This is a genomic window from Isoptericola sp. NPDC055881 (assembly GCF_053615895.1).
This window is the reverse complement of record NZ_JBSHCR010000021.1, coordinates 1-21,620: the sequence shown is the minus strand read 5'-3', so window position 1 is coordinate 21,620 and position 21,620 is coordinate 1. Positions and strand designations below refer to the sequence as shown.

At 74.6% G+C, this 21,620-nt stretch carries 16 protein-coding genes; 10 read left to right on the top strand and 6 right to left on the bottom strand.

Annotation, left to right across the window (positions count from 1 at the left end; translation table 11 throughout):
* The first annotated feature begins 217 nt into the window (after positions 1-217).
* Positions 218-1,438, top strand: coding sequence for an acyltransferase family protein (locus tag ACWGKI_RS08735; protein WP_452186284.1), 1,221 nt, complete (start codon positions 218-220; stop codon positions 1,436-1,438).
* Positions 1,439-1,513: 75 nt separating this feature from the next.
* Here ACWGKI_RS08735 and ACWGKI_RS08730 read toward each other — a convergent pair whose 3' ends face one another.
* Positions 1,514-2,332 carry an RDD family protein gene (locus ACWGKI_RS08730; RefSeq protein WP_452186325.1) on the bottom strand — a complete coding sequence of 273 codons (819 nt, stop codon included), beginning with the start codon at positions 2,330-2,332 and terminating at the stop codon, positions 1,514-1,516.
* Positions 2,333-2,380: 48 nt separating this feature from the next.
* On the opposite strand from ACWGKI_RS08730, the gene ACWGKI_RS08725 reads away from it, so the two are divergent.
* Positions 2,381-3,370, top strand: a complete 990-nt coding sequence (locus tag ACWGKI_RS08725) for a stage II sporulation protein M (protein ID WP_380244334.1) — start codon at positions 2,381-2,383, stop codon at positions 3,368-3,370.
* Between the two features lie 15 nt (positions 3,371-3,385).
* Here ACWGKI_RS08725 and ACWGKI_RS08720 read toward each other — a convergent pair whose 3' ends face one another.
* The 5 genes from ACWGKI_RS08720 to ACWGKI_RS08700 are packed head-to-tail and all read right to left on the bottom strand — an operon-like array spanning position 3,386 to position 9,071.
* Positions 3,386-4,798 carry a DUF58 domain-containing protein gene (locus ACWGKI_RS08720; protein WP_452186282.1) on the bottom strand — a complete coding sequence of 471 codons (1,413 nt, stop codon included), beginning with the start codon at positions 4,796-4,798 and terminating at the stop codon, positions 3,386-3,388.
* A 13-nt stretch (positions 4,799-4,811) separates the two neighbouring features.
* A complete protein-coding gene (locus tag ACWGKI_RS08715; RefSeq protein WP_452186280.1) occupies positions 4,812-5,930 on the bottom strand; it encodes an AAA family ATPase in 1,119 nt (372 codons plus the stop codon).
* On the bottom strand, positions 5,927-7,186 hold the full coding sequence (locus ACWGKI_RS08710; RefSeq protein WP_452186278.1) for a DUF4350 domain-containing protein: 1,260 nt from the start codon (positions 7,184-7,186) through the stop codon (positions 5,927-5,929). Before ACWGKI_RS08710 ends, ACWGKI_RS08715 begins: the two co-directional genes overlap by 4 nt.
* On the bottom strand, positions 7,183-7,869 hold the full coding sequence (locus ACWGKI_RS08705) for a DUF4129 domain-containing protein (protein WP_380244337.1): 687 nt from the start codon (positions 7,867-7,869) through the stop codon (positions 7,183-7,185). Before ACWGKI_RS08705 ends, ACWGKI_RS08710 begins: the two co-directional genes overlap by 4 nt.
* On the bottom strand, positions 7,866-9,071 hold the full coding sequence (locus ACWGKI_RS08700) for a glycerophosphoryl diester phosphodiesterase membrane domain-containing protein (RefSeq protein WP_452186276.1): 1,206 nt from the start codon (positions 9,069-9,071) through the stop codon (positions 7,866-7,868). Before ACWGKI_RS08700 ends, ACWGKI_RS08705 begins: the two co-directional genes overlap by 4 nt.
* A gap of 178 nt (positions 9,072-9,249) precedes the next feature.
* On the opposite strand from ACWGKI_RS08700, the gene mtrA reads away from it, so the two are divergent.
* The 8 genes from mtrA (at position 9,250) to secA (ending at position 21,575) form a co-directional block, all read left to right on the top strand.
* On the top strand, positions 9,250-9,930 hold the full coding sequence (gene mtrA / locus ACWGKI_RS08695) for an MtrAB system response regulator MtrA (protein WP_380244339.1): 681 nt from the start codon (positions 9,250-9,252) through the stop codon (positions 9,928-9,930).
* A complete protein-coding gene (gene mtrB / locus ACWGKI_RS08690) occupies positions 9,917-11,698 on the top strand; it encodes an MtrAB system histidine kinase MtrB (protein WP_452186273.1) in 1,782 nt (593 codons plus the stop codon). The genes mtrA and mtrB overlap by 14 nt, the downstream gene beginning before the upstream one ends.
* Positions 11,695-13,422 carry an LpqB family beta-propeller domain-containing protein gene (locus ACWGKI_RS08685; protein ID WP_452186271.1) on the top strand — a complete coding sequence of 576 codons (1,728 nt, stop codon included), beginning with the start codon at positions 11,695-11,697 and terminating at the stop codon, positions 13,420-13,422. Before mtrB ends, ACWGKI_RS08685 begins: the two co-directional genes overlap by 4 nt.
* A 111-nt stretch (positions 13,423-13,533) precedes the next feature.
* On the top strand, positions 13,534-14,373 hold the full coding sequence (locus ACWGKI_RS08680; protein ID WP_452186269.1) for a ComF family protein: 840 nt from the start codon (positions 13,534-13,536) through the stop codon (positions 14,371-14,373).
* Positions 14,374-14,564: 191 nt separating this feature from the next.
* A complete protein-coding gene (hpf, locus tag ACWGKI_RS08675) occupies positions 14,565-15,227 on the top strand; it encodes a ribosome hibernation-promoting factor, HPF/YfiA family (RefSeq protein WP_452186268.1) in 663 nt (220 codons plus the stop codon).
* 209 nt (positions 15,228-15,436) lie between these two features.
* Entirely contained in the window at positions 15,437-16,687 is a 1,251-nt protein-coding gene (locus ACWGKI_RS08670) for a winged helix-turn-helix domain-containing protein (RefSeq protein WP_452186266.1), read from the top strand.
* Between the two features lie 105 nt (positions 16,688-16,792).
* The gene (locus ACWGKI_RS08665; RefSeq protein ID WP_452186264.1) at positions 16,793-18,397 is read left to right on the top strand and encodes a cation:proton antiporter domain-containing protein; all 1,605 of its coding nucleotides are present in this window, start codon (positions 16,793-16,795) and stop codon (positions 18,395-18,397) included.
* Positions 18,398-18,641: 244 nt separating this feature from the next.
* Positions 18,642-21,575 carry a preprotein translocase subunit SecA gene (gene secA / locus ACWGKI_RS08660; RefSeq protein ID WP_452186262.1) on the top strand — a complete coding sequence of 978 codons (2,934 nt, stop codon included), beginning with the start codon at positions 18,642-18,644 and terminating at the stop codon, positions 21,573-21,575.
* Positions 21,576-21,620: the final 45 nt, after the last annotated feature.

The following is a 21,620-nucleotide window of genomic DNA, read 5'->3' as shown; positions in this document are numbered from 1 at the left end:
GTATACCCCGCCCTGGCTCTGACAACGTGCGTGCGCGCCGACCTGTCAGAACCACGGGCGGCCATAGCAGGTCCTGGCTCTGACAACTCTGGGCGGGGGACGTCCCCCGCACCGACGCGGGGGAGACGCCGCGCGCGGCGGGGGTCAGGCCCATGTCGGACGACGTCGCAGGTCACGAGGCTGAGGGGGTCCCTCTCGCCGAGCCTCAGGAGCCACCGTGGCCGTCCTCGACGCCCCCGCCCCACCCGTCCCGACCGCGCCGCCGATCGCCACGCGGCCCCGTCCCGCCACGCCGGCCGCCCCGCTCCGGGCGCGCCGCCGCAGCACCCCGCGTGACCCGTTCGTCGACGTCGTCCGGGCGATCGGCACCGTCGGCGTGGTGCTGCTGCACTGGCTGATGGCGGAGGCGGCGTGGGACGGCCGCACGCTGCACGTCGGCAACGCCCTCGGCCACGGCGCCGGCTGGCTGGTGACCTGGCTCCAGCCGCTCGCCCTCCTCTTCTTCGCCGCCGGCGCCTCCGCCGGGTACCAGCGCGGCACGACGGCGACCGCCGGCCGTGGCTGGGCCGGCGCCGTCGTCGCCCGGCTGCGGGCGATCGCGCGGCCCGTCGGCGCGTTCGCCGGAGCGTGGGCGCTCGCGGTCGCCGCGCTGCTCGCCCTCGGCGTGCCCGACGACGCGGTCTGGCGGATGGCGCGGATGGCGCCGCAGCTGCTGTGGTTCCTCGGCGTGTGGGTGGTGCTCATGGCGCTGACGCCGCTGTTCCGGGCCGCGTGGGAGCGCTGGCGCTGGGGCGCGCTCGGCGCGGCCGTGGCGCTGCCGCTGGCCGTCGACGCGCTGCGTTTCGGCCTGCCGAACGACGTCACCGCCGGACTCGCCTGGGCCAACGTGCTCCTCGCGTGGGCGGCTCCGTACCTCGCCGGGGTCGCGTACGCCGCTGAACGCGGTGCCCCGCACCGCCCGGCGCACCCCCGCGGCCCTCGGGGCGGCCGGCTGCTGCTCGCCGCCGGCGCCGTCGCCGCCGTGGCCGGGATGGCCGTGCTCGTGGCGGTCGGCCCGTACCCGCCGAGCATGATCGGCATGCCCGGCGACAAGATCTCCAACCTCGGCCCGCCCACGGCACCCGTCGTCCTGCACGCCGTCGCGCAGGTCTGCCTCGTCCTGCTGTTCCGTGCGTCGCTGGTGCGCCGGGCCGGCACCGCTGCCGGTCAGCGCGTCGTCGGGGCGCTGGCGCGCCGGTCGATGACGGTCTACCTGTGGCACCTCACGGCGATGTTCGCCGTCGTCGGCGTCGCGCTCCTCGGCCTCGGGCAGCAGCTGCCGGTCGCCTGGGGCGCGGACTGGTGGGCGTCGCGGCCGGTCTGGTTCGCGGCCTTCCTGCTGACGCTGCTCGGGCTCGTGCGCCTCTTCGGCCGGTTCGAGGACCGCCCTCGCCGCTAGCTGTGGGTACGAAGAAGGTCAGAATTCGGCGACGAATTCTGACCTTCTTCGTACCCACAGCGACTCGGGGTCGGGTCAGCGGGGCGGGTCGGGGACGGCGTAGGGGAGGCGGTGCAGCGTGGCGGCGCGGGCCTCGGCCCGCTCCTGCTCCGCGCGCCCGCGCTCCAGCTCACGGTCGCGTCGTTCGTGCAGGACGGCGTGGAGGAAGGCCTCGGCGGGCGTCCCGAGCGGTGGCCCGGGCGCCACCAGCGGCTCGACGCGGCCCGCCAGCTCGTCGGCGAGGCTCGCCCGCGACGCCGGGGCGAGGCGCGGTGCACGGTCGAGGAACTGCCGGGCGGCGAGCGCCAGGCCGTCGGGCAGGCGTCGGATGTCGGCCGTGCGCGCCCACCCCGCGAGCTCGGGCGGCATCCCGAGCGGCACGGACCAGCCGCGCCCGCCGCGCACGCGGATGACGTAGGTGCCGGCCATCAGGTCACCCAGCCGCTTGCCGCGCGAGTTCGACAGCGACGCGATCATCGCGACGCTGCCGACCGTCAGCCACAGCTCGCCGATGCCCACCAGTGCGCGCACGAGCGCGTGCCGGAAGCGCACCGGCCCGCCGTCGTCGCGCACCACACGCAGTCCCGTGACCAGCTTGCCCAGGGACCTGCCGCGCGTCAGCGTCTCGACCGTCACCGGCAGCACGACCATCACCAGGACGGCCACGACCACGCCCGCGACGGCGGCCCACTGCTCGTCGATCTGGACGTCCTGGAGGGCGACCACCACGAGGAGGGCGATCCCGACGACCACGAGCGCCGTGAGGTCGAGCAGCGCCGCGAGCGCGCGGCTGACGAAGGACGCCGGGCGCGCGTCGAGCACCACGCCCTCGCCGATGACGATCCCGTCGTGCATGTGCATCTCCCGCTCGTTCGACCTGTCCCGTGTGGAAGGGTATCGACCGTGGACCTCGACGCCTTCACCGCCGTGCACAGCCCGCAGTGGGACCGGCTGCGGCAGCTCACCCGCAAGCGGCGGCTCGACGGCGCGGAGGCGGACGAGCTCGTGCGCCTCTACCAGGCGGTGGCCACCCACCTGTCCACGGTGCGGTCGGCCGCGCCGGACCCGGTGCTCGTCACCCGGCTGTCCGATCTGCTCAGCCGCGCCCGGGTCCGCGTCGCGGGCACGCACGAGCCGGCGTGGCGGGACGTCGTGCGGTTCGTCGTGGTGACCGTGCCCGCCGCCCTGTACCGGGTGCGGTGGTGGACCCTCGGCGTCGTCGTCGTGTGCCTCGCGCTCGCCCTCGTGGCCGGGTACCGCGTGGCCACCGACCCGGACGCCCTCGCGGCCATGGGCACGCCGGCGGAGCGGGAGGCGTACGTGCACGACGCGTTCGCCTCCTACTACGACCCGGGCGCGTCGTTCGCCGCCATGGTCTGGACCAACAACGCGTGGATCGCCGCGCAGTGCGTGGGCCTCGGCATCACCGGCGTGTGGCCGGCGTTCGTGCTGGTGCAGAACGCCGTCGGCGTGGGCGCCACGGGCGGGATGATGGCCGCCTACGGCGAGCTGGACCTGTTCCTGCAGCTCATCGCGCCGCACGGGCTGCTGGAGCTCACCGCGGTGTTCGTCGCCGGTGCGGCGGGGCTCAAGCTCTTCTGGACGGCGGTGTCGCCCGGGCCGCGGCCGCGCAGCGTCGCGCTCGGACAGGAGGGTCGCGCGCTCGTGACCGTCGCCGTCGGGCTGGCGGGGGCGCTCGCGGTGTCGGGGCTGATCGAGGGGTACGTCACCGGCTCCACGCTGCCGTGGTGGCTCAAGATCGCCGTCGGGGCGGTCGCGCTCGCCGCGTTCTGGGTCTACGTGGTCGTGCTGGGGCGCCGCGCCACGGCGGCGGGCCTCACCGGGGACCTCGATGCCGACCGTGCGGGCGAGGTCGTGCCGACCGCCGGCTGACCCGCGACGACCCGGTCAGAGCCGGCCGGCGGCCTTGAGCGCCAGGTAGGTGTCGGCGAGGCGGGGCGCGAGGTCGTCGGGGAGCGCCTCGACCACCTCCGCGCCGTGCTGCCGCAGCACCGCCGCGACGGCGGCGCGCTCCAGGTCCGCGCGGGCCGCTGCGGCGGCGTCGTACACGGCGGCCGACGACGACCGGTCGGCGCGCAGCCCGGCGGCGTCCGCGTCGGCGACCGCGGCCACGACCACCTGGTGCGTGCCCGACAGCCGGTCGACCACGGGGAGGAGCCCGGTCTCGACGGCTGCCGGGTCCAGCGACGTCAGCAGCACCACCAGGGAGCGCTGGGACACGCGCTGGCGCACCTGGCCGACGAGACCCGGCCAGTCCGTCTCCAGCAGCGCGGGCTCGACGACGGCGAGCGACTCGGCGAGCGCAGGCAGCAGCCGCGGGCCGGAGGCCCCGGCGACGCGGGCGCGCAGCGCGCGGTCGTAGGCAAGCACCTGGACCCGGTCGCCCGCGCGGTCGGTGAGCGCCGCGAGGAGCAGCGCCGCCTCGATGCTCGCCTCCAGCCTGGTCCCGCCGAGAGTGGGCGCGGGGTCCGGGACCTCGGCCGCTGGCGCGGCGGGGGCGTCGACCGGTGGGGCAGACGTCCCGATGCGTGCCGCAGACGTCCGGCCGGTGTCGAGCACGATCAGCACGCGCCGGTCGCGCTCCGGCCGCCACGTGCGCACGACGACGTCGCCGCGCCGCGCGGTGGCGCGCCAGTCGATCGAGCGCACGTCGTCACCCACCACGTACTCGCGCAGCGAGTCGAACTCCGTCCCCTCGCCGCGGACCTGGACCGCGGCCCGGCCGTCCATCTCGCGCAGGCGCGCCAGGCGGGAGGGCAGGTGGCGGCGGCTCGCGAACTCGGGCAGCACGCGCAGGTGCCCGGGCACGGGGATCGGGGCCTGCCGGGCGGCGACACGCAGCGGCCCGTACGACCGGATCGTCACGGCGCCGGCGGCGCGGTCCCCGCGCCGGGTGGGGTGCAGCGGGGTGCGCACGCGCCCGGACTCCCCGGCCGGGAGGTCGACCTCGTGCCTCGCCGAGCGCGCCTCCAGGGGCTCGCCCGCGGCGGCGCCCTCGGTCCGCACGACGGCGTCGGGGACGAGCGACGGCGGCCACGCGTCCCGGACCAGGGCGCGCAGGCGGCGCCGGCTCGTGTTGGTGAGGACGAGCTCGGAGCGGGTGGTGACGCCGAGCCGTACCGACCGCGGCACCCGGCGCTGGATCGCGACGGCGCGCGGTGAGGCGGCGAGCGCGACGTCGGCGGCGCACACCGCCACCACGACCAGCGTCCACACCACGACCGTCCCCGGCACGGGGAACAGGACCACCGGGACCACCCCGAGCGCCGCCAGGACGACGGCGCGCCACGTCAACGCCATGTCGGCTCGCCGCTCAGCGGGGGACGGGAACGGTCGCGAGCACGCTGGTGAGCACGCTCTCGGCGGTGACCCCTTCGAGCTCCGCCTCGGGCCGGAGCTGGACGCGGTGGCGCAGCGTGGGGTGCGCGAGCGCCTTGACGTCGTCGGGGGTGACGTACGAGCGCCCCGAGAGCCAGGCCCAGGCGCGGGACGTCGCGAGCAGCGCCGTGGCGCCGCGCGGCGACACCCCGAGCGACAGGGAGGGGGAGCGGCGGGTGGCTCGGCACAGGTCGACGGCGTAGCCGAGCACCTCGGGTGCGACCTGGACCTGGCGCACCTCGGCCCGGGCGGCGGCGAGCTCTGCGGACCCGGCGACGGGCCGGACGCCTGCCGCGTGCAGGTCCCGCGGGTCGAAGCCGGCGGCGTGCCGGGCGAGGACCTCGATCTCCTGCTCCCGCTCGGGCACCGGGAGCACCACCTTGAGCAGGAAGCGGTCCAGCTGGGCTTCCGGCAGCGGATAGGTGCCCTCCTGCTCGACCGGGTTCTGGGTCGCGATCACGAGGAACGGGTCGGGCAGCGGCCGGGGCGTGCCGTCCACGGAGACCTGGCGCTCCTCCATCGCCTCCAGCAGCGACGCCTGCGTCTTCGGGGGCGTGCGGTTGATCTCGTCCGCGAGCAGCAGGTTCGTGAAGACCGGGCCCTCGCGGAACGAGAACTGGGCGGTGCGAGCGTCGTACACCAGGGAGCCGGTGACGTCCCCGGGCATGAGGTCGGGGGTGAACTGGACACGCTTGGTGGACAGGTCCAGGGACTGCCCGAGCGCGCGCACCAGCAGCGTCTTCGCGACCCCGGGCACGCCCTCGAGCAGCACGTGGCCCGTGCACAGCAGGGCGATGAGCAGGCTCGTCACCGCGGAGTCCTGACCCACCACGGCCTTGCCCACCTCGGTGCGGACCCCCGCGAGCGCGGAGCGCAGCTCCACGGACGGCGCCACCGGAGCGGCAGGCGGAGCGGCAGGCGGGGCGGCAGGCGGGTCAGCCGCCGGGGTCTCGGCAGGCGCCGGGGACGGAGCCGGTGCAGGCGGGGCGACGGGTGCAGGTGTCGCGGTCGGCGGGACCGGGGCGGCCTGCGGGTTCTCGTCGGGGGTCGTCACGATCGGTGGACCTCGCTCTCCAGGGTGTCGAGCCGGCGCGCGAGCTCCGCCAGCGCGTCGTCGTCGGGGGGTGGGGGACCGTACAGCAGGTCGGCCACGTCGTGGGCGGACCGCCCGGTGGCGCGGGAGACGGCGTCGGTGAGGGACGTCGGGTCGGCGGACCGGGGGACACCCAGGCGGCGCGCGACGACGTCGGCGGTCGAGGCACGCAGGCCCGCGGCCGCGTGCCCGCGGGACCGCGCGCGCCGGTAGAGGCGGCCGCGGCCGCGCGTGGTCTCGGTGGCGCGCACGACGACGGGCAGCTCCTCGGCGACCAGCGGGCCGAGCCGCCGCGCGCGCCACACCGCGGCGACGACCACGACGAGCAGCGCCCACAGGCCGACGACGCCGGCCCAGGGCGGCAGCACGGACCCGGCGGACGGGGACGTGTCGCCGCTCGCGCTGGTGTCCAGAGGGTCGGGGACGAGCCACACCAGCTTCTCGTGCGCGCCGAGCAGACCCAGCGCGAGGGCCGCGTTCCCGTCCTCGAGGACCATGTCGTTGCGGACGAACGACGGGTCGTCGACGGCCGTGACGGTCCGGGTCCCGCCCGGCGTCGGGCGCTCGACCTGTGCGAGCGCGGCGCGGTCGTCGACGACCCAGCAGAGGGTGACGTCCCGCGTCGCGGTCGGGTCGGCCGCGAGCCCCGAGACGAGCTGCAGCGCGCCCGCTCGCTGGGCGACCGGGAGGTCGCACCCGGGCGCGAACGGGTAGCCCGAGGTGGCGGGGGCCTGCACGCGTCCCACGTCGCCGTCGGTGGCGGCGCCCACGAGGGTGTCGTCGGCGCCGAGCAGCACGAGGTCGGCCTCCACCCCGGCGAGGGCGTGGGCCTGCTCGGGCAGCAGCAACGACGGCGTCACGAGGAGGGTGGTGCCCGGCCCGGCGGCCGACACGGCATCGGCGACGTGCGTGACGTGCTCGACGTCGACCCCCTGGTCCCCGAGCACCTGCGCCACCGCGCGCGCGCCGCCGGGGCCGGGGTTGTCGGGGGAGTACGGGGTGCTCGAGGTGACGGGCCTGGTGACCGCGAGCACCGCGACCACGAGGAGGAGCACGCCGATCACCAGCACCGCCCAGCGCGCGCGTCGCCAGCGGCGGGCCGCACGGCTCCGGGCGGTCGTGCCGTCGCCCCTGACGACGGCCGGCGTGGTCGCGTCGGGGGTCTCGCGGGCGGCGTCCGCCGTCCCCGGTGCGGGCAGGTCCGTGCCGACGGTCATGGTGCGGGCACCCCGCTCGTCGGCACGGCGAGCGGCGCGGGCCGCAGGTCGCCCACGCGTGCGTCGAGGTCGCGCAGGCGCCGGTCGTCCTCCGGGCCGGCGGGGAGGGTGCCGTAGCAGACGTCGTCGAAGAGGCCGGCCGCGCGGTGCAGCTCCTCGGCCACCTCGGGCAGCCGGGACCCGGCGTCGTGCGAGGCCTCCTGCGCGGTGCGGCCCGGGCGTTCGTCGATCACGACACGCTCCTCGAGCGACCGCACCAGGGCGCGGAAGCGGTCCAGCACGGCGGCCGACCAGTCCCCGCGTGCGGCGGCCGCGTCCGCGTCGGCGCGCAGCTGGGCGGCGGTCCGGCCGTCGTCGTCGAGCACGACGGCGGAGCGCCGCCCCCGTCGCGTCAGGCGGACGGGTCCGGCCACCCACCAGGCGATCGCCGCGACGAGGACGACGACCACGACGACGACGAACGCGAGCGGGAACCGGCCCGTCCCGAGCGTCAGCCCGTCGAAGAGGTCGCTGAACCAGCGCAGCAGGCGTTCGAGGAGCGACGGCGAGGTCGAGTACTCGGAGCGCGACAGCTCTTCCAGGAGCCAGCGGTGCGCCGTCTCGCGGTCGGGGTCGACGGGCACGCCGACGGGCAGGTGGCCCGCGGCGACGGCCCCGGGCAGCACCGCCGACGCGCCGGTCACGCGAGCATGCCGGGCGGCGGCCCCGGCGGGGTGCCGGGGCGCCCGCCGTCGGGGGCCTGCGCCGCGGCGGCGAGCTGCACGTCCAGGCCCTCACGGCGCATGCGCACGTCGATGTACAGCAGCGCCACCACCGACGCCGTGAAGATCGTGGTGATGGCCGTGCTGATGATGATCGACAGGATGCTGGCCACGACCGTCGACGCGCCCATGACCTGGGTGCTCTCGCTCGTCCCGCCGATGGCGGCGGCGATGGCCGTGATGGGGTAGGTGATGAGGTTCGCGGCGATGCTGATGATGATCGACGCGAGCAGGTAGATGCCGAACAGGCGCCAGAACGACCCGCGGGTCAGGCGCCACGCGCGACCGATCGTGGAGCCCAGGCCGCGCCCTTCGAGCGCGAGCGCGGGGGCGACGAGACCGACCCGCACCCCGAGCCACACGAACGCCGCCACCAGCGCGAGGGCGAGCAGCGCGACGAGCCCGACGGTGCCGCCGACCGAGGAGTCGCCCAGGGCTGCCACGACGACGGCGATCACGACGACCCACGCACCGGCCAGCACGAGCGACGCGAGCGTGCGCAGCAGGGCCCAGCCGATCAGCACCCCGACGCGACCCCGCAGGCGGGTCCACACCTGACCGAGGGTCTGCTTGCGCCCGATCACCGACTGGCTCACGGACACCGTGAGGATGCCCTCGACCACCGGCTGCGCGAGGAGGATCGTCAGCCCGGTGCCGAGCCCCGTCGCCACGACCTGCGCGTACACGCTGTCCAGGCCCATCTCGGCGAGCTCGGGGTCGGTCTCCGCGAGGGACGAGAACGAGGAGGACAGGGAGGGCACGATGAGCTGCGCGACGAGCACGCCGAGCACCGTGGCGACCAGCAGCACGAGCGTCGCCGCGCCGAGCATCACCTTGGGGTTGTGCCGGATCGCCGAGAAGGCGCCGTCGTAGATCTCGCCGAGCGTCAGCGGCCGCAGCGGCACGATCCCCGGCTTCAGGGCCGCGGCGCCGTACGGGCCGGGCGCGCCGCCGGGCGGTCGGCCGTACTGCGGTCCGTACCCGCCCTGCCCGTACTGCCCGTACTGGGGTCCGCCCTGCCCCTGCGGGGGCACGGGGGGCTGCGGCGCGCGCTGGCCGTACCGCGGGGGCTCGGAGGCCTCGCCCCAGCCGGACGGCGGCGGGGGCTGGTCGGGCGTGGTCATCGCGGCCTCCCGGGCTGCAGGGCGGTCGGGTCGTCGACCGGCGGTGTCGACGGACGGGTGGGTGGTGCAGGACGTGCGGCCGGGCGTGACGCCGGTCGCACCGACCCTAGTACGCGGGGCGGGGCTCGCTCACGCGGCTCTCCACAGGAAGTCGCGCCGGACCTGGCATCATGGGCCCATGAAGTCCCGTGTCCTGGTGGTCGACGACGACACTGCGCTGTCGGAGATGATCGGCATCGTCCTGAAGTCCGAGGGCTTCGAGCCCACGTTCTGTGCCGACGGCGACGGCGCGCTCGTCGCGTTCCGCGACGAGCAGCCCGACCTCGTGCTCCTCGATCTCATGCTGCCCGGCAAGGACGGGATCGAGGTCGCCCGCGAGATCCGTGCCGAGTCGGGCGTGCCGATCATCATGCTGACGGCGAAGACGGACACGGTCGACATCGTCCTCGGCCTCGAGTCCGGCGCGGACGACTACGTGACCAAGCCCTTCAAGCCGAAGGAGCTCGTCGCACGCATCCGGGCGCGGCTGCGCCGCACGGACGAGCCCGGCCCGGAGCGCCTGCGCGTCGGCGACGTCGAGATCGACGTCACCGGGCACAACGTGGTGCGCGACGGCGAGCGCATCAGCCTCACCCCGCTCGAGTTCGACCTGCTCGTCGCCCTGGCCCGCAAGCCCTGGCAGGTCTTCACGCGCGAGGTGCTGCTGGAGAAGGTCTGGGGCTACCGGCACAGCGCCGACACGCGCCTGGTCAACGTGCACGTGCAGCGTCTGCGCTCGAAGGTCGAGCGCGACCCGGAGAACCCGACGGTCGTGCTGACCGTGCGGGGCGTGGGCTACAAGGCCGGTGCCCCGCGCTGAGCCCGCCGTGCGCCGCGTCCGCCGGACGTGGCGGCGGTGGCGCGCGTGGACCGTCTCGCGGACGCGGTACGTGGTCCGCCGCTGGCGGTCGTCGCTCCAGCTGCGGGTGGTGACGTCCGGCCTCGCGCTGGGCGTCGTGGCCGTCGCCCTGCTCGGCCTCTACCTGTCGGTCTCGATCCGCGACGGGCTCTTCGAGCAGCGCGTCGACCGCATCGAGCGCGAGAACGCCTCGATGACCGAGCAGGTGCGCACGTCCTTCTCGAACTCGCCGGCGACGTCGACCTCCGACCTGCAGCTCCTGCTGGCGCAGATGGTGCGGACCCTCGACGCGAGCGCCTCCAGCGCGCAGGACTTCCTCTTCCTCAACGCGCCGGACCAGTCCCAGCGGCTGGCCGACACGGGGACGCAGCCGGGCCTCAAGTCGATCATCAGCGAGAGCCTGCGCACCGCGACGCGTGCCACCGACGGCCAGGTGCTGCAGTCCGTGCAGATCCCCGGCGAGTACACGGACTCCGAGACGCCCGAGCCCGGTGTCGTCGTCGGGTCCACCGTCGAGGTCCCGTCCATCGGCACCTACGAGCTGTACGCCGTCTACTCGCTGCAGGCCGAGCAGGAGACCCTCTCGTTCGTGCAACGCACCCTCGGGGTCGGAGCCCTCGCGATCCTCGCGCTCCTCGGGGTCCTGACGTGGGTGGTGACGCGACAGACCGTCGCGCCGGTGCGGCGCGCGGCCACGGTCGCGTCCCGGCTGGCCGACGGCCATCTCGACGAGCGGCTCCCCGACGCCAAGGGCCAGGACGAGATGGCGACGCTCACCCGCACGTTCAACGAGATGGCCGCGAACCTCGAGGACCAGATCGCGCGGATGGAGGAGCTGTCGGCCGCGCAGCGTCGCTTCGTGTCGGACGTCTCGCACGAGCTGCGCACCCCGCTGACCACGATCCGGATGGCGGGCGAGGTCATCCACGCGTCGCGCGACGACCTGGACCCGGCCGCCCGTCGCTCGGCCGAGCTGCTGTACGCACAGCTGGACCGCTTCGAGGTGCTGCTCACCGACCTGCTGGAGATCAGCCGCTTCGACGCGGGCGCGGCGGTGCTGGACGTCGAGCAGCGCGACCTGCGCGACATCGTCACCTCGGTCGCGGACGCGTCGATGCCGCTCGCGGAGACCAAGCACGTCTTCCTGTCGGTGACGCTCCCGGACGAGCCGGCGACCGCCGACGTGGACCCGCGTCGCGTGGAGCGCATCGTGCGCAACCTGGTCGTGAACGCCGTCGAGCACGCCGAGGGCAAGCCCGTCGAGGTCACGGTGGGCTTCGACCACGCCGCGGTCGCGGTGGTGGTGCGCGACCACGGGGTAGGCCTGTCGCACGACGAGATCGAACGGGTCTTCCACCGCTTCTGGCGCGCCGACCCCGCCCGCGCGCGCACCACCGGCGGGACCGGCCTCGGCCTCGCGATCTCGCTCGAGGACGCCCGGCTGCACGCGGGCTGGCTCGAGGCGTGGGGGCGGCCCGGCGAGGGGGCGAGCTTCCGTCTCACGCTGCCGCGCCGTGCGGGGATCCGCCTGGAGCGCTCGCCGCTGCCGCTGGAGGGCCCCTCGAAGGGCGTGTCGGCGCCGCCCACCGGCCAGCTGCCGGTGGTGAACCCGCCCACCGGCCCCACGCCCACCGCCATCCCCGAGCTCGGGGTGGTCGACGTCGACGGCGTGGACATCGTCCACGCGCCCGTCCCGCAGCTCCGGCCGGACGACGAGGAGGACCGATGACGACCGCAGGAACCGCCCGTCGCCGCTCGCGCGCGGCCGCCAGCCTGGTCGCGGCCGTCGTCGTGCTCGTCGTGACGGTCGCGTGCGCGCGCATCCCGACCGACGGACCGGTGCGCGACGGCGACACCCAGCTGGAGAACCTCAGCGAGATCGGCTACATCCCCGCCGGGCCGACGGCCGGGTCCAGCCCCGACCAGATCGTGCAGGGCTTCCTCGGCGTCGCCCAGCTCGGCCCGACGTCGAGCACGTCCTTCGCGGTCGCGCAGGAGTACCTCACCGACCCGGCGTGGGAGGGGTGGGACCGGTACGCGCGGGTGCTCGTGCTGGCGGAGGACCCGCAGCTGGAGCCTGTGGACGTGCCCGAGGACGCCACGGAGGCGACCGTCACCGCATCCGTGCAGGTGGTCGCGACCCTCGACGACCGTGGCATGTACACCGAGGAGTCGAAGCCGTACACGTACGACGTGGACTTCGGGCTCACCCGGGCAGCAGGGGGCGAGTGGCGCATCTCCCAGCTCGAGGACGGCCTGATGCTGCCGTCGGCGTTCTTCAGCCAGGCGTTCCACCCCACGACGCTCTACTTCCCGACCCCCGACCTCACGTGGTGGGTGCCGGACGTGCGCTGGTTCCCGCGGCAGACGTGGCGCACCGACGCGACCAGCGAGATCCTGGCCGGCCCGCCCGAGTGGCTCCAGGACTCCACGACGACCGTCATCCCCGAGGGCACCGCTCTCGCGATCGACGCGGTGACGGTGACCGACGACGGCACCATCGAGGTCAGCCTCACCTCCACCATCGCGCAGGCCAGCGCCGAGGACCGCTCGCTCGCCGTCGCGCAGCTGCAGGCCACGCTCGCCGAGGGGGACGGGCGCACCGTCGCCCTGTCGGAGGGCAACACCCCCCTCACCACGACCGGCACCACCACGCTGTCCATGCCGCGGACGAACGGGGACGCGCTCGCCGTCACCGACGGCCACCTGGCACGCGTCGTCGGACGTGAGCTGACCGGGCTCACGCAGCCGGTGTCGCTCGCCGGCGTCACCCCCACGGCGCTCGCGATGGGCTCGGACGACGATCCCGTCGTGGTGCGCGACGACGCCCAGGGCATCGTCCGCATGTCCGGCGACGGCGCCCCGTCCGTCCTCATCCCCGGCGGTGGCCTGGTCCCCCCGTCGGTCGACCGGTTCGACGCGGTGTGGAGCGCGCGAGGTTCCCGGATCACGATCGCGCTCGCCTCGGGCGCCGTGCGCACGCTGGACGTGGACTGGCTCTCGTCGCGCACCGTCGAGTCGGTGCGGGTGTCTCCGGAGGGCGCACGGGTGGCCGTCGTGAGCTCCGGGCCCAGCGGGCGCCTCGTGCACGTCGCGGGCGTGGTGCGCGACGCCGACAACGTCCCGACCGGGCTCTCGGCGCCCGTGCAGGTGGGTGCCTCGGTCCGGCAGGTCACGCAGGCCGTCTGGCAGGACGAGGCGACCCTCGCGCTCGTCGGCCGGGAGTCGGACGGCGACGGCGCGGTGTTCCAGGCCGGCGTGGGCGGGCTGTCCGGGCAGGGCGGCCTGTCGCGGGCGCTTGCCGGGGTCACCGACCCGCGCTGGGTGACCGCGTCCGTGGGCACCGGTGCGGTGCTCGCCATCGACGGTGACGGCACGCTCTACTCGCGCCAGACCTCCGCGCTCTGGTCGATGGTGTCCGACGACGTCGACCTGGTGGCCTACCCCGGCTGACAGGACGGTGCTGCGTCGCGGGCGGCGTGGACGCTGCCCCCAGGTCGGCGTCGTCCCCAGACGGGCGACGGGTCGTGTCCCCCGGGTGCCCGCACCACGGACGCTGGAGGCATGAGCCCGCCGTCCGCCGCCCTGTCGCAGCTTCCTGGTCCCCGCGCGGACGCCGTCGTCCCCGCGTGGCTGCGCGAGCTGGCCCGGCTGGTCGTCCCGGTGTCGTGCCCCGGCTGCGGCACCCTCGACGTCCCCTGGTGCGCGGCCTGCGGGACGCTGCTGGACGGCACGCCCGAGCGGGCAGAGGCGTCCGCGCCGCGCCTCGACCGCCTGGACGGGGTGTCTCCGCTGCCGGTCTGGGCGCTCGCCGCGTACGCCGGCCCGGTGCGGGAGCTCGTGGTCGCGTGGAAGGACCGCGACCGCACGGACCTCGACCGGCTGCTCGCCCCGCGCGTCCGAGCCGCGGCCCGTGGGGTCGCCGCCCAGGTCGCCGCCGCTGCCGGCGGCGGCCCCGTGCTCGTGGTCGGCGCCCCGTCCGCACCGGCCTCCCGGCGGGCGCGCGGGCGCGACCACGTCCAGGTCCTCGCCCGGGCGGCGGCAGCCGGCCTGCACGACGCCGGGATGCCGGCGGTCGCCGTGCCGGCGCTGCGCCGCCGCGGCCGAGGGCGGGACCAGGTGGGCCTCGGCGCGCGCGCCCGGGCGCGGAACCTCCACGGCATGCTGACCGTGCGCCGCGCCGTGCTCGAGCGGTACGGCGGGAGCCCGGCACCGGTCCTCCTCGTCGACGACGTCCTCACCACCGGCTCCACCCTGGCGGCCGCGGAGCGGGCGCTCGAGAGCGTCGGCGCGGCGGTGGTCGCCGCCCTGGTCGTGGCCGCGACACCGCCGCCCGGGTCCGTCGCTGGACCGGCCCGGGGTCTCCCCGCGCCCCCGGTATACCTCGTGGGCGGGAGGGGTTAGCCTGAGGGTCCCACGCGGGTGAACAGCCCCGAGACCTCGGTCCGGGACGTTTTTCCGTGCGACCCACGAGCGGTCCGGACCGAGCGTCCGGCGACCCGGGAGGTGGTGCCGAACACGGCGCCCCACGGGGTGCCCAGACCGGAATTCGGGGCCGCTCGCGAGGTGGCCTCACGACGAAGTGGAGCAACACGATGGAGATCGTCGTCGTCGGCAGGCACACGGAGGTGGCGGACAGGTTCCGCCGTCACGTGGAGGACAAGCTGAACAAGGTGACCCAGCTCGCACCGGCTGCACGCCGGGTGGACGTGGAGGTGACCCGGGAGAACAACCCGAGGCTCTCCGAGGTCCGCGAGCGCGTGGAGCTGACCGTGCGCGACAAGGGTCCCGTGATCCGCGCGGAAGCCGCAGCGGACGACCGGTTCGGCGCCCTCGACATCGCGTTGGACAAGCTGACGGAGAGGTTGCGCCGCGCGCGCGACCGCCGCAAGGACCACCGCCGCCGTGCCAACGACGTCCTCCCGGCCGTCGACGTCCGCACCTACGACCAGGTCGCGGCGACCGAGACGGTCGCGCCCACGCCGGCGCCCGTCGCTCTGGCCGAGCCCGGCGACGCCATCGAGCAGCAGCTCGGCGACTCGCCGGTCGTCATCCGGCGCAAGCTGCACCACGCCGAGCCCATGACTGTGGACGACGCGGTCTACCAGATGGAGATGGTGGGGCACGACTTCTTCCTCTTCATCGACAAGGAGACCGCTCGCCCCTCGGCCGTCTACCGGCGTCGGGGCTGGACCTACGGCGTCATCGAGCTCGACTCCAAGGTCGGCGGGGTGGAACCGGTCACCGAGCTGACGTGACGCCCTAGCCGGATCTCGGTGTGGTCCGGAGCCGGTCGAGGCCTTCGTCGCGCGGACGGATACGTCCCCGCGACGAACGCCTCGACCGGCTCTCCCATGCACGCCTGCCCAGGTCGTGGTCGCCCCGCCAGCGTGCTCGTGGGGAATGGGTAGTGAGAAGGGTGGGCACGAGGACGTGTCCTGTCGGTGGGGGTCGGCAGGATGGGCGGGTGGACTCCCTCTCGCTCGCGCAGGCTCGTCGCGTCGCCCTCGGGGCCCAGGGGCTGCACCGGCCGCGACCGGACCCGGCGACCGGTCCCGACGGCGTCGGCGGCGTGACGATGCGCCGGGCGATGGCGACCGTGGACCGGCTCAACCTGCTGCAGATCGACTCCGTGAACGTCCTGGCGCGGGCGCACCTGGTGCCGCTGTACTCACGGCTCGGGCCGTACGACGTGGGGCTGCTCGACCGGGCCGCGGGCAAGGCGCCCCGCCGGCTCGTCGAGACCTGGGCGCACGTCGCGTCCTACGTGCCCGCCGAGACGTACCCGCTGCTCGAGTGGCGTCGGCGCAACTACCTCGACGAGGCGTGGGGGACGATCGCCGGTGCGCCGCTGGCGCACGCCGCGGAGCTCGACCTCGTGCGGCGGATGGTCGCCGAGCGCGGCCCCGTGACGGCGCGCGAGATCCACGACGAGCTGGTCGCGACCGGGCGGTCCGGTCCGCGCTCGCGCGAGGAGTGGGGCTGGAACTGGACGATGGCCAAGCGCTGCCTCGAGTTCCTGTTCTTCACCGGCGAGGTCATGTCCGCCCGGCGGAACACGGCGTTCGAGCGCTGCTACGACCTCCCCGAGCGGGTGCTGCCCGCCGCGGTGCGCGCGGCGACTCCCGTCCCGGACGACGAGGCGGTGCGCCGGCTGCTCGAGCTCGGGGCGCGGGCGCACGGCGTCGGCACCCTCCGCTGCTTCGCCGACTACTTCCGTCTGCGCGGGCCCGCCGTGCGCCGCGCGCACGCCGAGCTCGTCGAGGACGGCGTCCTGGAGCCCGTCGAGGTGCGCGGCTGGGGCGAGCGCACCTTCCGGCACCGCGACGCGCGGCTGCCACGCCGTGCCGAGGCCCGCACGCTGCTCAGCCCGTTCGACCCGCTGGTGTGGGAGCGGCGCCGGCTCGAGGCGCTCTTCGACGTGTACTACCGGATCGAGATCTACGTGCCCGCGCCGAAGCGGGTGCTCGGTTACTACGTGCTGCCGTTCCTCGACGGGGACGCGATCACCGCGTTCGTCGACCTCAAGGCCGACCGGCAGGCCGGGGTGCTGCGGGTGCAGTCCGCGCACCCCACCGCCCACGCCGGGCCCGGCACCGCCGCCGCCCTCGGTGCCGAGCTGGCCGTCCTCGCGGGGTGGCTCGGTCTGGAGACCACCGCGGTGACGCCCGCCGGGGAGCTCGCGCCCGCGCTCGCGGACGTGGTGCGCGCGGCCTGACCCGGCGCCACGTCGGCGGCGCTGGTAGGACGCTCGTAGGATCGGCGCACCACGACGTCGCGGCGCCGGCGTCGGGCTCGGATCGGGACCACGTCAGGAGCGCTGATGGCCACGGCCGTGCTGTACCTCGCCGCCGCGCTCGTGGGCGGGCTGGCGGCAACCCTGCTGCGCCTCCCGCCGCTGGTGGGGTTTCTCGCAGCCGGGTTCGCGCTGGGGGCCACCGGTGCACCCGAGCTCCCCGGGCTGGAGACGGTCGCGGAGCTCGGGGTGGCGCTGCTGCTGTTCGCCATCGGGCTGAAGCTCGACGTCCGGTCCCTGCTGCGCCCCGAGATCTGGCTCACCACCCTCGTGCACCTGGTCCTGACCGTCGCGGTGGCCGTCGGCTTCCTCGGCCTGCTCGCCGTGGTCGGCCTCCGGCTGCTCGCCGACGAGTCGTTCGGCTCGCTCGCCCTGGTGGGCCTCGCGCTGTCGTTCTCCTCGACGGTGTTCGTGGTCAAGGTGCTGGAGGACCGCTCGGACGCGACCGCGCTCTACGGACGCATCGCCGTCGGCGTGCTCGTGGTGCAGGACGTCGTCGCCGTCGTCTTCCTCGCCGTGTCCACCGGCGAGCCCCCGAGCCCGTGGGCCTTCGCCCTGCTCGCCCTCGTGCCGGGCGCGTGGGTGCTGCGCCGGGTGTGGGACCGAGCCGGCCACGGCGAGCTCCAGGCGTTGTTCGGCGCGTTCGTCGCCCTCGTGCCCGGCTTCTGGCTCTTCGAGCTGGCAGGCCTGTCGGGGGACCTGGGCGCGCTCGTGATGGGAGCGCTGCTCGCGGGGCACCCGCAGGCGACCGAGCTGTCCCGCTCGTTGTTGACGGTGAAGGACCTGGCGCTCGTCGCCTTCTTCCTGCAGATCGGGCTGCACGGCATGCCCGCGCCGGTCGACGTGGCGATCGCGCTCCTGCTGCTGCTCATGCTGCCCCTCCAGGTAGCCGTGTACGCCCTGCTCCTGTGGCTGATGCGCCTGCGGCGGCGCACGTCGTTCCTCGCCGGGCTCGCGCTGGGCAACTTCTCCGAGTTCGGCATCATCGTCGTGGCGTTCGGCGCGACGTCCGGCCTGCTCGACGAGGAGTGGACGGTGATCGTCTCGCTCGCGGTCGCCGCCAGCTTCGTCGTCTCCGCGATCGTCAACCGGCGGGGCGTCGAGCTGGCCACCCGGCTCACCACCCTCCTGCCGCGCCGTGCCGCAGACAAGCTGCACCCGGACGACCGGCCGGTCGACATCGGCCGGGCCGACGCCGTGGTGCTCGGCCTCGGCCGTGTGGGCTCGGCCACGTACCGCCGGCTGCGCGACGTCCACGGCCTGTCCGTCATGGGGGTGGAGCACGACCGGACGCGGGTGGCCGCGCTGCTGGACGAGGGGATCGCCGTCGTGCCCGCCGACGCCACGGACACCGAGTTCTGGGCGCGGGTCAAGAGTGCCGGCCGGGTGCGCCTCGCCGTGCTCGCCATGCCCTTCCACAAGGCGAACCTCATCGCGCTCGCGCGGCTGCGGGCGGCGGGCTTCGACGGCCGGGTGGCGGCGATCGCGCGGTACGACGCGGACGCCGTCGAGCTGCGCCGGCACGGGGCCGACGCGGTCTTCCACCTGTACGGGGCTGCGGGCGCGGAGCTGGCCGACCGTGCGGCCGCCGACCTCGCTCCCGGGTCGGACGCCGAGCGCGAGACGCTGTGAGCGGGCGAACGGCCCCGTCTCCCCGGCGCGCCGGGGCCAGACGCCCGCCCACAGCGTCTCGGAGGAGGCGGGTCGCCGTTCGTCCGTCGCGAACCCGCACCGCTATCTCAGGTGATCGGCCTAGGATGGCTCCGGTGTGACCCAGGTGACGGCGCGGACGAGCGATCCTCTGCCACCCGTCGTCCGTCGGTCGCGCCGCACGGTCCCGGACAACCCCGGGGCGCCACCGACCCTGGAGTACTGCGTGCCTGCGATCCTCGAGAAGGTCCTGCGTTTTGGCGAGGGCCGAATTCTCAAGAAGCTCACCAGCCTGGCCGAGCAGGTCAACCGGCTCGAGCCCAGCTTCGAGGAGCTGAGCGACGCCGAGCTGCACGAGGAGACCGACCGGTTCAAGGAGCGGCTCGCGCACGGGGCGAGCCTCGACGAGCTGCTCCCGGAGGCGTTCGCCGCCGTCCGCGAGGCCGCACGCCGGACCCTGGGGCAGCGGCACTTCGACGTGCAGCTCATGGGCGGCGCCGCCCTGCACCTCGGCAACATCGCCGAGATGAAGACCGGTGAGGGCAAGACGCTGGTCGCGACGACCGCCGCCTACCTCAACGCGCTCGAGGGCAAGGGCGTGCACGTCATCACGACCAACGACTTCCTCGCGAAGTACCAGGGCGACCTCATGGGTCGCGTCTACCGCTTCCTCGGCATGACCACGGGCGTCATCATCTCCGGCCAGTCGCCCGAGGAGCGCCGCCGGCAGTACGCGGCCGACATCACCTACGGGACGAACAACGAGTTCGGCTTCGACTACCTGCGCGACAACATGGCGTGGTCGCCGGACGACCTGGTCCAGCGCGGGCACCACTTCGCCATCGTCGACGAGGTGGACTCGATCCTCATCGACGAGGCCCGCACGCCGCTCATCATCTCGGGCCCCGCCTCGGGCGACGCCAACCGGTGGTACACCGAGTTCGCGAAGGTCGTCCGCCGCCTGACGGTCGACGTCGACTACGAGGTCGACGAGAAGAAGAAGACGGTCGGCGTGCTCGAGCCCGGCATCGAGAAGATCGAGGACTACCTCGGGATCGACAACCTCTACGAGTCGCTCAACACGCCGCTGATCGGATTCCTCAACAACGCCATCAAGGCGAAGGAGCTGTTCAAGCGCGACAAGGACTACGTCGTGCTGAACGGCGAGGTCATGATCGTCGACGAGCACACCGGCCGTATCCTCGCCGGCCGCCGCTACAACGAGGGCATGCACCAGGCCATCGAGGCCAAGGAGGGCGTGCAGATCAAGGCGGAGAACCAGACGCTCGCCACGATCACGCTGCAGAACTACTTCCGGCTCTACGCCAAGCTCTCCGGGATGACCGGTACGGCCGAGACCGAGGCCGCCGAGTTCCAGGGCACGTACAAGCTCGGCGTCGTGCCCATCCCGACCAACCGGCCGATGGTGCGCATGGACCAGGCCGACCTCGTCTACAAGAACGAGGAGGGCAAGTTCAACGCCGTCGTCGAGGACATCGTCGAGCGGCACGCCAAGGGCCAGCCGGTGCTGGTCGGCACCACGAGCGTCGAGAAGTCGGAGCTGCTCTCTGGCCTGCTCAAGCGGGCCGGCGTCCCGCACAGCGTGCTGAACGCGAAGGAGCACGAGCGCGAGGCGTCCGTCGTCGCGCAGGCGGGCCGCAAGGGCGCCGTCACCGTCGCGACCAACATGGCCGGCCGCGGTACCGACATCATGCTCGGCGGCAACGCCGAGTTCCTGGCTGTCACCGAGATGGCCGAGCGCGGGCTCGACGCCGCCGAGGACCCGGAGGCGTACGAGGCCGCCTGGCCCGACGTCCTCGAGAAGGCCAAGGAGGCCGTGAGCACGGAGCACGAGGAGGTCACCGACCTCGGCGGCCTGTACGTGCTCGGCACGGAGCGCCACGAGTCGCGCCGCATCGACAACCAGCTGCGTGGTCGGTCCGGGCGTCAGGGCGACCCGGGCGAGTCCCGGTTCTACCTGTCGATGCAGGACGACCTGATGCGCCTGTTCAACTCGGGTCTCGCGTCGTCCATGATGGACCGCGCCGGGTTCCCCGACGACATGCCGCTCGAGTCGAAGATGGTGACCCGCGGCATCCAGAGCGCCCAGTCGCAGGTCGAGGCCCGCAACTTCGAGATCCGCAAGAACGTGCTCAAGTACGACGACGTGCTGTCCCGGCAGCGTTCCGTCATCTACGCCGAGCGCAAGCGGGTCCTGGAGGGCGAGGACCTCGAGGACCAGGTGCAGCACTTCCTCACGGACGTCGTGACGGCGTACGTCGAGGGGGCCACCTCCGAGGGCAACCCGGAGGCGTGGGACCTGGACGCGCTGTGGACCGCGCTGAAGTCGGTCTACCCGGTCACGATCACGCCTGAGGACGTGGTCGAGGAGGCCGGCGGCGTCGGCCGGCTCACGCACGAGATGATCCTCGAGGAGCTGCTCTCGGACGCCCGCGTGGCGTACGAGGCGCGCGAGGAGTCCCTCGGCGAGGCCGCGATGCGCCAGCTCGAGCGGCGCGTGGTGCTCTCCGTCCTGGACCGCAAGTGGCGCGAGCACCTGTACGAGATGGACTACCTCAAGGAGGGCATCGGGCTGCGCGCGATGGCGCAGCGCGACCCGCTGGTCGAGTACCAGCGGGAGGGCTTCCTGCTCTTCCAGGCCATGACCGAGGCCATCAAGGAGGAGTCCGTCGGGTTCTTGTTCAACCTCGAGGTGCAGGTGCAGCAGCCTGGCGCGCAGGGTGGGCCCGTGATCTCTGCCGCGAGCGCGGCGGCAGCCGCGCAGTCCGGCGCCGGCCAGCTGGTCGGTGCCGGCGCCGCCGAGGCGTCCCCCGTGGTGGAGGCGGCGCCGGTCGCCGAGCCCGAGGCGCCTGCGGAGCCCGAGGCGGCCCCGGAGCCTGCTGCGGCCGAGGCCGAGCCGGTGCTCGTGGCCAAGGGTCTCGAGGCACCCGCCCCGCAGCGGCTGTCCTACTCCGCGCCCAGCGAGGACGGCTCGACCACGACGACGGGTGGCGCCACGCGCCGGTCGCGCCGCGAGCTGCACGGCGAGGCGACCGCGGCCACCGGCGACGGGCGGACGTTCCCGGGCACCCCCCGCAACGCCCAGTGCCCCTGCGGCTCGGGCAAGAAGTACAAGGTGTGCCACGGCATCAACGAGTGAGCCGCTCGACCTGAGACGCCGGAGCCCCGGCCCGCACCTGCGGGC

Coding starts and splice junctions, on each gene's coding strand:
- ACWGKI_RS08665 (WP_452186264.1), top strand. CDS start 16,793: ATGGCCACGGCCGTGCTGTACCTCGCCGCCGCGCTCGTGGGCGGGCTG.
- hpf (WP_452186268.1), top strand. CDS start 14,565: ATGGAGATCGTCGTCGTCGGCAGGCACACGGAGGTGGCGGACAGGTTC.
- mtrA (WP_380244339.1), top strand. CDS start 9,250: ATGAAGTCCCGTGTCCTGGTGGTCGACGACGACACTGCGCTGTCGGAG.
- ACWGKI_RS08710 (WP_452186278.1), bottom strand. CDS start 7,186: ATGACCGTCGGCACGGACCTGCCCGCACCGGGGACGGCGGACGCCGCC.
- ACWGKI_RS08720 (WP_452186282.1), bottom strand. CDS start 4,798: ATGGCGTTGACGTGGCGCGCCGTCGTCCTGGCGGCGCTCGGGGTGGTC.
- ACWGKI_RS08700 (WP_452186276.1), bottom strand. CDS start 9,071: ATGACCACGCCCGACCAGCCCCCGCCGCCGTCCGGCTGGGGCGAGGCC.
- ACWGKI_RS08685 (WP_452186271.1), top strand. CDS start 11,695: ATGACGACCGCAGGAACCGCCCGTCGCCGCTCGCGCGCGGCCGCCAGC.
- ACWGKI_RS08730 (WP_452186325.1), bottom strand. CDS start 2,332: ATGCACGACGGGATCGTCATCGGCGAGGGCGTGGTGCTCGACGCGCGC.
- ACWGKI_RS08680 (WP_452186269.1), top strand. CDS start 13,534: ATGAGCCCGCCGTCCGCCGCCCTGTCGCAGCTTCCTGGTCCCCGCGCG.